The sequence below is a fragment of the Candidatus Jordarchaeum sp. genome (assembly GCF_052745115.1).
This window is the reverse complement of the sequence record NZ_JBRAKS010000092.1, coordinates 1-12,284: the sequence shown is the minus strand read 5'-3', so window position 1 is coordinate 12,284 and position 12,284 is coordinate 1. Positions and strand designations below refer to the sequence as shown.

The window sequence follows — 12,284 nt, the reverse complement described above, 5'->3', positions numbered from 1 at the left end:
AACCGAACACCATTTAGGCGGTGTCCTAAATGGGTAAGTTTCGGACAACGGTTCTGCGGGAACCGGTAAGACTTCTCTTGCTTTAGAGATAATTAAGTATTTATCTTCAAGTGGAAATGCTTTTTACCTTTCTACGAGAGTCTCGCCTGAAAAGGTTCTGACTCAGTTCCCTTGGGCAAGGGATTGCTTAAAAGAGCAGAACATTCTGGACGCTAAGCAACCTCACTTAGCCGCGGACACCCCTATGCATGTACTATTTGAGTATACTGATCAGCCTGAGTTTTTAAAATCATTGAACGCCAAAATTCAAACTTCGCAACGCCGCCCAGTGACGGTTATCATTGATAGTTTAGACGCCCTTAAAACAAATCTCAAAATCCCAGAGGCAGACACCACTCTCGAAAGCATTCTTTTAGAAATTGGCGAAAAAACAGCTACAAATATTTTATTCATAACAGAAACCGAGGAAAGCAAGAAACTGGATTACCTAACCGATGGAGTAGTAAGACTAGAAAAAGAAATCATAAATGGAAGATTAGTGAGAAAAATATATCTGGAAAAGATTCGCGGAGGACGAATAGAACAGCCATTTTATCTTTTCACCCTTAAAGATAGCAGATTTACCTCTTTTGAGGCGAAACACTTTCCACCTATTAAATACGTAGGTGAGAAATTAGATTTAAAACCGAGGAGGGAGCTTATTCCCATCTCTATTAGAGAAATGAATAATATTCTTTATGGAGGACTAAGAAAAGGGACATTTAACCTCATAGAAGGAACAAGTGTTATGGGGACAGAGTACATTTACCTGGTGTTTCCTATATTCTCTAGTTTTATTCAAAACGGGTTCCCTGTGTTTGTAACCCCTCCCCAAACCGCTACCACCAAGTTAAGTCTAGATTACGTGACAACCATAATGGGAGTAAGAAATAACGAAAGCACTATGTCCATGCTACGAAAATATCTTTATTTCTTACAATCCACGGAGTCGATAGAAAAAACTTGGGAAAACGAAATTAGTATTTCAAAAACAAATATAGAGAATTTTAGTGAGGTCTATCGAAAATCGATAACTGAAATCACTAAAAAACTAGGTGCTGAAACCTTTTTGTGGTTCCTAGGGGTGGACACCATGGAGCGAATCTATGGAGAGGAGACTTTTAGTAGAGCGCTAGGAACCCTGGTTCTTGAAGTAAGCTCTTTAAATGGAATCTGTCTAGCTCTAGCAAAACGCGGAGTAAAATGTATGGATACCCTAATTCATCTAGCCTCAACTCATTTCATAATGGATAACATAGGAGCACCAATACTATACGGTGAATTTCCCAAAACAAAAATCTATGCCATAGTCACAGGAACGAAAAACGGAAGCCATCGAGTAGATCTAGTAGGCATCGAATAAATCAAAACAATTTGAAAACTAAATAATTATTTAAATTTATTATATAATCTTAAAAAAAGCAATCGAAATGGTGTTTAAAGTCTGAGGTAAGAAAAAATATAGTACATAATATGATTAGGGGGAGTGCCCTAGTTCTCTGGCTCTTGACTCAATGAATTCTGCAACCTTTTCTTCACTATATTTTTTGTCTTCCTGTTGTTTTTTCAAATGTGCTCTGATGGTGTTTAAAAGATTTTCCATATTTAAGGGTTTGAGTAAGTAGCCGTCCGCGTCTTTGTTTACAGCTTCTATTGCGTTTTGCATTGTGGGATACCCAGTTATAATTATTTTAACCATTTTGGGTACAGTATCTTTCATTAAGGTAAGGAGTTTTATTCCTTCAATGTCTGGGAGTCGAATGTCTATCAATGCGAGATTATAAAAGTTGGTGTTTGATTTTTCGATTGCTTCTTTTCCGTTAGCCGCAGTGTCAATCATGTATCCTTCTTCTTCCAGAATGGTGGTTAAAACTTTTCTTATACTTTCATCATCATCAACAATAAGAATTCTCACAGGTTCACTCATACTACGGGCCTCCTTTTATTTTGGTTTTAATTGGAAGGGTTACCGTGATTGTTGTACCTTTCCCAATCATACTCTCTACCAGAATGGAGCCTCCATGCGCCTCCACGATGCGTTTACAAATAGCCAAGCCGACCCCGAGCCCTTTCGCCTTGGTGGTAAAGAGAGGGGTTCCAATCTTATCCATAATATCCTTTCTTATTCCTACTCCAGTATCAGTGAAAACAATTTTAACCTTTCCGTCTATTATCTTGCTCGTTATCTTAAGTTCACCGTCTCTAGGCATAGCGTCAATCGAATTTTTAATGATATTGGTAAATACTCTTTCCATTTTCTGGACATCAACCTTTAGCCTCGCATCTTCCGTAGTTAAATTAACCAAGCGTATCTTTTCCGGAATTTCCACCAAACTTAAAGCATCATTCAGAATCTTTCGGGGATTGGTCTCGGTAAATTCTAGTTGTACTTCTTTTGAGTATTCTAGAAGGTCATTTATGATTTTATTAGAATAATCAATGTCTTTCTCAATAAGCTCCAGCATCTCCCTTGTTTTCTCATCTATTTCTGAACCCAATTTCTTTTTCAGGTAGAAAACGGCTCCCGCAATGCCTGTCAACGGGTTGCGGAGGTCATGCCCCACCATCGTTGCCACTTCTCCTATAGTAGCCAGTCGCTCCGATCTAAGAAAAGCTTCCTCCATCAACTTGCGTTCAGTTATATCTTTTGTTATTCCTACAAAACCTACGGGGTTCCCCGAAGCATCTCGCATAACACTAGCAGACAATTCTGCTGGAAATTCACGTCCATCTTTAGTCCGGAGAGTGTACTCAACATTTTTCAATGAACCTTCCTCTAATGTTTTCACTAAATTCTCAGCAGCTCTTTCTTTATCTTTTTCCGCAATATATTCAAAAGCACTTTGACCAATCACTTCTTCCTTCGATGAGAAACCGTGAACATCCAAAGTTGCTTGGTTGCATTCAACCATATTTCCATACAAGTCAGTTACTGTAATTGCATCTGGAGACGAAGCCAAAATGGTTCGAAACTTCTCTTCGCTTTCCCTTAACTCTCTGGTTCTATCTTCCACTATTTCCTCTAGACGCTCTGCATATTCCTTCAATTCTTTCTCCATTCTTTTACGCTCAGTTATGTTCCGGATAAAAGCCATATCCGCGGGTTTGCCTTGAAAATTAATGCGCACCGCGTTCAGCTCAACCGGTAAAGTTGTACCATCTTTCATCAGAATTTCGATCTCGTACATTGACGGCACTTCTTTCCCAACCATTCGGTCGGTATATCTCTCAAGAACAAGTTCCCGGTAATTCGGAGCAATAAAATCCAAGAAATTGGCCCCTATCAGTACTTCAGGGGTGTAACCCACAAGTTCTAGGGAGCTGGTGTTAATGAATTTAATTACGCCGTCTTGGAGTATTACGATACCATCCTTTGAACTTTCAACTAGGGCGGAATATTTGGCCTCCGATTCCCGTAGTGCCTCTTCCGCCCGCTTACGCTCGGTGATTTCCAATGTGACCTCAACAGCGCCTATAAGGTTTCCATTTTCGTCTCTAGCAGGATAGGCTCGAATGAACCACACTCTGCCGTCGGGAGTAGTCATTTCTCCCTCTTCTGATCGACCAGTTTTAAAAGTTTTCACTATGGGGCAGCCTTCACAGGGTTCGCTACGCTGTTGCCAAACCTCATAACAATAGCGTCCCACTAACTTATCGGGGGCCAAACCCACTGATTCCCCCGCAGCCCTATTTGTCCATATAATTTTACATTCCGTATCTTGATAAACAACATGCTCAGCTATGCTCTCTAGGATTAAGGCTTTTTCATGCTCCGTTTTTTTCAAGGCTTCCTCCATTGATTTACGCTCGGTAATGTCCCTTGACATACCAACTATGGCTTTAGGATTTCCTTGCGCATCCAATATTAAAGAAGCACTTGTTTCTGCAGAAAAAATGGTGCCATCCTTTTTAACCAATTTATACTCGACATTCCGCATATAGCCCTTTTCAAAGATCTGCCGCATAATCTCTATTGCACGTTGATGGTCTTCAGGTGCAATAAAATCAAAACCATTTTTTCCAACCAACTCTTCCTCTGTATCATACCCATGTAGCTTTAGAGCCTGCTGGTTAACCATTAAGATTTTACTATTCATATCAGTAAGTACAATGGGATCGGGAGATGTTTCAATGAGAGTGCGATATTTTTCTTCACTCTCTCGTAGTGCCTCTTCCATCCGTTTACGCTCAGTCATGTCAATGACCGAAACAAAAACTTTTGACCATGTTTTTTCGTAGCCGGGAGCTATAGACCACTTCAATTGAACATGTTTTCTTTCTCCTCTCATCGTTTTAATGGTAGATTCACTTTCAAAAATAGTTTTACCTTCGGCTAGTGCCATCAGTTCTTCTTTGAACATATCCAATGACTTTTTACCGAAAATTTGTTTTAGAGCACTCAGAAGCTCTTCCTTACTTCCGGCTTGATATAACTCTAGGGTAGATTTATTTATATCAACCACTTTCACCATTGATGCGCAGTGAGCAACAGCACTTGGGTGATTCTCAAAATATATTTTAAAGTCTTTGACACCTGAATCCCGTAAATCGTCAATGTATGCCTTAACTTTGGAGAAGTCTTCCTCCCAGAGCGAGATCGGAGAATCCTCGAAGAGACCGCGATACCGTTCCTCACTCATCCGCAGCTCTTCTTCTGCCCGCTTACGCTCTGTGATATCTATAATAATTCCTCTTAAGCCCGCAGTTTTGTTCTCACGCATAATGGGACTGGAGTGTATAATAACTGGGAAAGTGCTACCGTCTTTTCTCAGTGCCGTATACTCATTAACACCTAGCTGTTCTCCCTTCAATACCCTTAGAATATTCTCATTGGCTCTCTTTCGATCCTCGGTTATTAACATTTGAAGAGCACTCAAGCCTTTATCAAAATCCTCTTGAGTATAACCAAAAGAGTCAAATCCACGACGGTTCGCAAATATAATATTAGCTTTTTCATCAGTTTCAAAAACAGTTTGGGGCAATAAATCAACCAACTCTCTGTATCTTTTCTCACTCTCCTCCAACGCTTTCTCCGCCCGCTTGCGCTCAGCGATTTCTACCCGAAGTTGCTTATTGGCTTTTACCAGTTCTGCGATACTCTCCTGCACTTGGTCTTCCAACTGTTCCCCATACTTCTGTAACTCCTCTTCTGTCCGTCTAAAATTAGTTATATCTCTGAAGATTCCTTGTAATACTTTTCTGCCTTTAAACATCATAACGCTAGCACTTATGGAAACCGGGACAATGGAGCCGTCACTTCTAATAACCTCAGCATTAAAATCCACTATACGTCCGGCTTCAATATATTTTCTGAATTTTTCTTGATAGTATTGAACCTTGCCTTGCGGATGTAATTGCGCCTGGTGCATGCCTATGATTTCCTTCTGGGAAATGCCCAGTAGTCTCTCCGCAGCTCTGTTCGCATCTAAAATACTTCCAGTTTCAATATCTGCAATAAATATTGCATCGTTGGATTCTTCGAACAGAATCCGGTATTTTTCCCAGCCCTCCCGTAGTTCTTCCTCAGTACGTTTGCGCTCCAGTGCTCGCCCAATAATCTCGGAAGATATGCGGAGAAGTGCAAAATCATCATAATTCCACTGTCCAGTTTTTGTGACATTATCAAAGCCTATATACCCGGAGAGTTCTCCCCCTACATATATGGGAAATGCTAGAACCGATTTGATGTTTTGACTCTCAAATGCTATTCTTTCAGCTTCTGCTTCTTCAGGCAGCTTTGAAACATCATCGATTTGAATAACCTCTCCTTTACGAAGTTTATTCATCCACCACCTATACATTTCATAAGAGATGTTCTGGAGATTATTAATCAGAGGTGTCACTCCTTCAGCACACCACTCATGGGTATTGTCCATAATTTTTTGATCCTTACTGAAAAGAAAGAGGTAGACGCGATCAGCTCCACTTAAAAATCCCATGTCAGCAAGGGCGTGGTTAATGGCATCATCAATATTGAACACTCCAACAAATCGGGAAAATATTTTTGAAATAGTTTTTTCTAATTCCAACCGGCGCTCCAAGATTTCACTCTTAACCGTATAATCTTCTTTCAAAACCGCTCACTTCTCCAAAGAATCTATTCTTAGAAGTTCTTCCTTTCAAATTGGATACCCCTCAACTCGTTTATGTAATCCAAAAAATCGTAGCCTTCCTTCTCCTCAAATCGTAACTCCAGCTTAGAATATAATCTTTTAAGTATCAAGTTTTCAATTGTAGAAGCAGAGAAGCTAATAATCTTCCTTAAAGCATCATCCAAAAAATCAATTCTATTACGACTTTTATCCCCTAAAGAGTAGTATCTATTTGCGCATAGAGCGATGATTTTTGCTGACCCTTCTCCAAGAATCTGCTTTAGTACACTATGCATTGTTTCCAGTATCAGATTTTCCAAACTTTCCCCAATTGGGTTAGTTGAAGAGTCTTCGAAAACCATTTCTAATCTTCCTAACCACTTTACTTTATACATATAACAGGTTTTTAAATAAGATTTTCTTTCCCATTTTTACAGTACAAGAAAGTTTAGAAATTATTAAAAATAAGGTGTGCATTTAGCTGAGCAAAATGGAAAAGGATTATTATTCCCCTTTTTGCCAAACGTAGGTTTCTATTCGCTTTTCCTTCAGGTTCCACGCTTAAAGCAAAAGAGGGAAGCATTAAGCCTCTTTCCGCTTTTCCAGCAATTATAGGAGAGATCTGAAACTTGAGCTAAATGCACACAAAATAAGTAATTAAAAAATAACAAGTTTTTGAGAATTGAATTAAACACGTATATACTTTATTAGAGTAACAATTTTTGTTCTTCCCCTAGACTCTCTTTTAATAAAACCCTTTTTCTCCAGTATTGAAAGAGTGATGCTTACCTTAGCTTTACTATAATTTGTTTCTTTCTGAATCTCTTTCTGTGTAATGCGCTTATTTTCAGAGGAAGCAATAGCTCGGAGAATCTCGATCTCCGCCTCGTTCAGCAGAGTGAGGGAAGTATCGGTCACTGTTTCAACCAATCTAGTTCTATGATAAAGATAGAAGACAAACATTCCAACACCGAGACCCGCCAAAAAAATAGCTACAAAGAACAATGGATTAGGACTCGAGGCAGTAGTGTAAAAAATTGGAAGATAGAGTATTGGGGATTCAGTTGTTGGAGTCAATAGTTGGTATCGGACCACGAAGAGTTCTGAATAGCCTTCGGTCAATCCGAGATTCCATTGGAAAATTAGAGAGGAACCATCTGTAAAGTTTAAACTATTAGGAGGATAAAGAGGATCTACACCCGAGCACAAAAACCTCTCAGGTGGAAGCTTCACCTGAAAAGTTATATTATCCATATTGACATCTGCTCTGAGAGCATAATAAAACTGGGCAAAACTGCTAGTAAGTGAAATAACTTGAGGAGTGTCAAAACCAACAGTAAAATTATACAAAAAAGTCGGTTTAAGTTCAGACACGTTCAGGCGAATAATGGTTTTAGTAGACAAAGTTTCAATTATCGTGCGATAAAGCGGCCCCGTTTCGTTATATACTTGGATATTCATAATATTAGTTAAACTGAAGGATACATTTAATTCATCTATAGGTGTGGTTCCTGTATTGTTTGCGGAAAAGAAGCATGAGAAATGAGCGGTATCATTATCATAAAGAATAATATTAAACCTCACATCAACATACTCAAAGGAAGAAGGAGATTTAGCAACCAGTAGATGAGAATTGCAGTAACCACTATTAAGAGAAGAAATGTAAAAAGATCGACTTGAAACTTGACCGTAGGGGAGAGCTACAAGATAAATAAAAAGTAACCCAAATATTAAGATTAAAAGAAGTATGCTAATATTAAAATGAGGATTCCTTTCTGCTAGAATTTTTAGCGAAGAAACACTAGAACACATTAAAACACCATCGAGAAAACATTGCTTGTCTAAATTTTAATCTCTAGATTACTTTAAGTTTTACTATTCCTGCATACTTTAAATCCGCAGTATTTAATTAAAAAAAGTATATTATAATAAAAATACAAAATAAACAATAAACTAAATTCTTTTTCTTCTCAGATAGTAAACTATAGCAATTATTAGCGCGACAGTCGAAACTCCCAAAATAATAAGATGAGATAATCCTATTGCAGGTGAATAATAGTACAAAACCAGAAATAGAGACTGAAGAATTTCCAGCATATTATCGGAAGGCGGATTATACATTGAAAAAGACGGATCCAAAAATATAGTGTTTCCAGTAATGTTTCCGTAATAGGGCACTGATAAATAAAGGTTAAAGGCTGCCCCGTTCGTCATGAAAGAGGAATTCAGAAATGTTGGAGACTCATCTCCTGTGATTGCCTTATTGAACCAACGGAGTTCACCGCGAGTAACATTATTAAGTGTTATGAGCGAAATTAAGCTTTCATATTCGTCAACAGAAGGTACAGGCTCCGTATTAATCATAGGCTCAGTACTGTCGATTATACTTCCATTCGCGAGCTGGAACAAATGTTTCTCATTTCCCTCATTTCTAAGAGATATATTCAAAGCGAGCATCCTGTAATCATAATCGCCATTTCCATCTTCAGGTGCCCATTGATAATTAACAATTTGAATAAAGGTTTTAATCGTGAATTCTCCGAGTACACCAAAATTAATTTTAGGATAACTCGGACTAATTGGAACAGTTTTATTTACGAAGTAAAGATGCAGCCAGAAATTGATAATTATAGGGGGCACGAATTTAGATGTTCCGGTTTGGAGTAAGACCACTTCACTAGAAGCGGAGTCGATGTTGGGGTGGAACCATATGAAATCGTTTAAATCTGTAGTGTTGATAAGATGGTCTTCTATATCGAATATACCGTTTTGATTAGTGTCGTTGAATTCAATTAGATGGGTGTAGTAAACTCCGAATTGGACGCTTTTCGCAGGATCCTGTCTGAAGGAAAAGATTCCGGAAGGCAAAAAGCTCCCATTATCGGCAGGTAGCAGGTTTAGCATGATTTTGTTTGAATAGAGTATTCCTTGGGCTGGGAGGAACCATGATGATGCGTTGATCTGTGAATTACTATATTTCCCAGCGTTAAAAGTTGCTACACTGGGTGTAGAGAGTAGTGGAGTAATCGTGATGAAGAATAGGAGAGCCAATGCAAAGAGTATGGTAAATAGTCTCGAGTGGCGAATCATTTTCTATCTACCTCTTTTTCGATTTTTTCGAGTCTTTTCTCCATTAATAAAAGATTCATCCAGATTCTAGATAATTTCATTAATATGTCTTCCATATTAGTAGCGAGTTCAGTGTAAAGTCCGGCCAATGATTCTTCAAGGTATTCAATTTCCAAATCTTCAGAGGTCGATTCATTCAAGACGATTCACCTTTTTTAAATTTTTTATTTTTAATTTTATTTCCTTTTTTATGGCTCCATTACCAACGTCGACAAGTGTCATAAAAACAGACGCAGCAGGAGCATGGTTTTTCTGAGCCACATCTATTCACTTCCTAGGTTGTTACAGGTTTGGTCTCTTTAGTATCTCCATTCTTGGATAAAAGGAATAAGAGGTGGGGGAGAGGAATCTCCCATTCCTTCTAAATGTGTACATAAACTGCGATCTCAGGCTATTAGAGATGCTCATATTAAGTGGCTTGAACCGTACTGCAGTCTTTACGATATCTTCCTATACCTTTATATTAACGCTAAGAGCAATGCAAGAGCTTCTGGTCCCGGTATTGGCGGAACTGGTAGATTTCCCCAGATTCCTCCGAGGAATCCTAATAGCCAATCTGGCACTGGTAGTCCTGACAAGTGTTGTCCTATGCCTCCGAATATGCCTCCTAAGAAGTTGCCTATGCCTTGTCCTATGCCTTCCAATAGTCCCAGTACATTTTTGAGAACTCCTATGGCTGGGTTGCCGACTTTTTCAAGTGCATCAGTTATTGCTCCTATAGCCACTGATATTCCTATTATTTCGAACAACGACATTCTTCTCTAACCTCCTTTTTATTATTCATAGTTTTTCACCTGGTTTATATTTATGTTTAGTTATTATTTAAAAATTTTTTATAAACTATTTAAAATCTGTACCAAATATCATTAAAAAAGCCATTAAAAATGAAAAGAAGGTTTATAACCGTTTATAATTGTTTAAAAAGGAAAAAGAATTATCGAATCAAAAAATATAACCTAAAAAGTGTTAAATAATATAGATAAAGAGTAGTCCTAATGTATTCTATTCGTTTAATGAAAATCAAAAATGGACTTGCATACAGAAATTTTTTGCTGGGCACATTTCGCATTTGTGTTTTCTGCAATAGTTTTTACCTATTCTGAGCAGAGCGGTTTCAAAATTTGAGAAATTATATCCTTCTAATCTTTTTTGTTCCCAGATTTTTAGAAGTTCCTGAAGGTTTGACTTTTTATCTACTTTCTTGATTAATCCTAGATTTTTGGCAGAATTAACGGTTAGATCTTGTAGAGGAGGATTTGCTTTCCTCCATATGCCTCTGAGTTCTCTTAGGAAAATATTTACTGTAACGTCGCCTATTCCCTTTCCAAGGTTCTTCAATTTTTGTTCGAGATCTTGAGAGTCGCTTGATTTTTCGTGCAGGATATTCAGGTCTCCATTGTATTTCTTTTTTAGATTCTCCATAACTTCCAGAAATTTATCTGCGGTTTTGTAATCATACCTCACATATCCCCCCTTGTCTAGAGTGAATACCATTCCATGCCAACCTCTTTTCAGAATTTTTTCAGCTGATAGAAGATCATCTTTTTCAAATTCCCGGTAGGTGTTTTTGGCTATTGTTTCTGATATTCGCGCTCCGAATAGTAGTGAGGCTACGAACCATTTGAATATTTCATCTGAACTCTTCTCTTGCAGATTTATTCCAAGTTCCTTTGAGAACAATCCCCCCTGTTTAACCGTAATCTCCTTGATTACTTCCCTCATATGTTTCATGTTTTCAAAATGTGTTTTAGTTTTTAAAAGTCTTGTTAAATGGAAGTTATTAAAAATAATTTATTTATGAGAATAAGAGTAATAAGAGTAAACCTGGATTGTAGATATACTTTTTAACATGTTTGTTAATGCTTAAAATCGGTAAAAGACATGCACAAAACTTAAACAGTCTACAGTAGAGGGAAATGGAGACAGATTTCCTTCTTTAATTAAATTGTAAGAAATATTGGAGGTTGTCCTTATATGATCGAATCATGGGAACATGAGTTTATTAAAACAAATGGGGTTCGCCTTCATTGTGTTACTCAAGGGCAGGGGAAACTAATGATATTGTTGCATGGTTTTCCAGAGTTCTGGTATTCTTGGAGGCATCAGATACCCGTTATGGCGAAGTATTTTAAAGTTGTGGCACCAGACATGAGAGGCTACAATGAGAGTGAAAAACCGGAGGGGGTAAAAAATTACAGACTTAACTTACTGGTTGAGGACGTTATGGGTCTCATTAAAGCGTTAGGAGAGGAGAAAGCAATAATTGTGGGTCATGACTGGGGAGCCATCGTGGCCTGGTCATTTGCAATGATACACCCGGAAGCCACCGAGAAACTAATAATTATGAACGTGCCACATCCTCAGGTTTGGCAGGAGAAAGCAAAGTATAATGCTAGACAACTCCAGAAGAGTTGGTACGTTTTCTTCTTCCAGACTGAGAAAGTTCCTGAAAACTATTTTAGCAAAAATAATTTTCTTGCTATGAGGCTGATGCTTAGTAATTCAACTTTTAAGAAAGGAGTTTTTAGTGAAGAGGACTTGGAGAAATTCGTGGAGGCTTGGTCCAAACCTGGAGCACTAACTGCGGGCATAAACTATTACCGGGCAAACATCAGACCCGAAATTTTCATGGAAGATATTGATTTAAACTTTCCAAAAATAACCAGTCCCACACTGGTAATTTGGGGAGAGGAAGATTTAGCTCTTACACTCGAAGTCAGCAAAGGAGCGGAGAAATACGTCAATGCCCCCTACACTATAAGATATATCCCCAACTGTGGACACTGGGTACAACAGGAAGAACCAGAACTTGTTAACAAATATGTGCTCGAATTTCTAAGCGAATACACAAGATAGATTTTCAATTTATAGTCCTTCTAAGTGCAAGAAATAAGTAAAATAATAATGTATTAATTCTATTTTTCCTTATTCATTGCGAAATTTACAATTCAATGAATAAAAGTTAAAAATGTGTAGAAATCATAGACATTTGTCACCCCCCCTCTTTAAATTTCTTTTCCGAGT

Annotated in this window: 9 protein-coding genes and 1 pseudogene; 2 read left to right on the top strand and 8 right to left on the bottom strand. The window is 38.0% G+C overall.

Features of this window, described 5'->3' with window-relative positions:
* Window positions 1–58: 58 nt before the first annotated feature.
* A pseudogene (locus tag ACUVXA_RS08465) lies at window positions 59–1,402 on the top strand (RAD55 family ATPase); the annotation flags it as partial.
* A gap of 114 nt (window positions 1,403–1,516) precedes the next feature.
* Here ACUVXA_RS08465 and ACUVXA_RS08460 read toward each other — a convergent pair.
* The 8 genes from ACUVXA_RS08460 to ACUVXA_RS08425 form a co-directional block, all read right to left on the bottom strand.
* Window positions 1,517–1,966 carry a response regulator gene (locus ACUVXA_RS08460; RefSeq protein WP_445870816.1) on the bottom strand — a complete coding sequence of 150 codons (450 nt, stop codon included), beginning with the start codon at window positions 1,964–1,966 and terminating at the stop codon, window positions 1,517–1,519.
* 1 nt (window position 1,967) lies between these two features.
* On the bottom strand, window positions 1,968–6,113 hold the full coding sequence (locus ACUVXA_RS08455; protein WP_445870815.1) for a PAS domain S-box protein: 4,146 nt from the start codon (window positions 6,111–6,113) through the stop codon (window positions 1,968–1,970).
* A 29-nt stretch (window positions 6,114–6,142) separates the two neighbouring features.
* Window positions 6,143–6,493: a hypothetical protein gene (locus tag ACUVXA_RS08450; RefSeq protein WP_445870814.1), complete on the bottom strand. Its 351-nt coding sequence runs from the start codon at window positions 6,491–6,493 to the stop codon at window positions 6,143–6,145.
* A gap of 325 nt (window positions 6,494–6,818) precedes the next feature.
* A complete protein-coding gene (locus tag ACUVXA_RS08445) occupies window positions 6,819–7,715 on the bottom strand; it encodes a helix-turn-helix transcriptional regulator (protein ID WP_445870813.1) in 897 nt (298 codons plus the stop codon).
* Window positions 7,716–8,084: 369 nt separating this feature from the next.
* Window positions 8,085–9,221 carry a hypothetical protein gene (locus ACUVXA_RS08440; RefSeq protein ID WP_445870812.1) on the bottom strand — a complete coding sequence of 379 codons (1,137 nt, stop codon included), beginning with the start codon at window positions 9,219–9,221 and terminating at the stop codon, window positions 8,085–8,087.
* Window positions 9,218–9,400 carry a hypothetical protein gene (locus ACUVXA_RS08435; protein ID WP_445870811.1) on the bottom strand — a complete coding sequence of 61 codons (183 nt, stop codon included), beginning with the start codon at window positions 9,398–9,400 and terminating at the stop codon, window positions 9,218–9,220. Before ACUVXA_RS08435 ends, ACUVXA_RS08440 begins: the two co-directional genes overlap by 4 nt.
* 318 nt (window positions 9,401–9,718) lie before the next feature.
* Window positions 9,719–10,015: a hypothetical protein gene (locus ACUVXA_RS08430; protein WP_445870810.1), complete on the bottom strand. Its 297-nt coding sequence runs from the start codon at window positions 10,013–10,015 to the stop codon at window positions 9,719–9,721.
* 265 nt (window positions 10,016–10,280) lie between these two features.
* Window positions 10,281–10,940, bottom strand: a complete 660-nt coding sequence (locus ACUVXA_RS08425; protein ID WP_445870809.1) for a hypothetical protein — start codon at window positions 10,938–10,940, stop codon at window positions 10,281–10,283.
* Between the two features lie 294 nt (window positions 10,941–11,234).
* On the opposite strand from ACUVXA_RS08425, the gene ACUVXA_RS08420 reads away from it, so the two are divergent.
* Window positions 11,235–12,116 carry an alpha/beta fold hydrolase gene (locus ACUVXA_RS08420; RefSeq protein ID WP_445870808.1) on the top strand — a complete coding sequence of 294 codons (882 nt, stop codon included), beginning with the start codon at window positions 11,235–11,237 and terminating at the stop codon, window positions 12,114–12,116.
* Window positions 12,117–12,284 lie beyond the last annotated feature (168 nt).

What these genes read in the sequence shown, in the direction of transcription:
- ACUVXA_RS08440 (WP_445870812.1), bottom strand. Translation starts at nt 9,221, where the DNA reads ATGATTCGCCACTCGAGACTATTTACCATACTCTTTGCATTGGCTCTC.
- ACUVXA_RS08420 (WP_445870808.1), top strand. Translation starts at nt 11,235, where the DNA reads ATGATCGAATCATGGGAACATGAGTTTATTAAAACAAATGGGGTTCGC.
- ACUVXA_RS08450 (WP_445870814.1), bottom strand. Translation starts at nt 6,493, where the DNA reads ATGGTTTTCGAAGACTCTTCAACTAACCCAATTGGGGAAAGTTTGGAA.
- ACUVXA_RS08430 (WP_445870810.1), bottom strand. Translation starts at nt 10,015, where the DNA reads ATGTCGTTGTTCGAAATAATAGGAATATCAGTGGCTATAGGAGCAATA.
- ACUVXA_RS08460 (WP_445870816.1), bottom strand. Translation starts at nt 1,966, where the DNA reads ATGAGTGAACCTGTGAGAATTCTTATTGTTGATGATGATGAAAGTATA.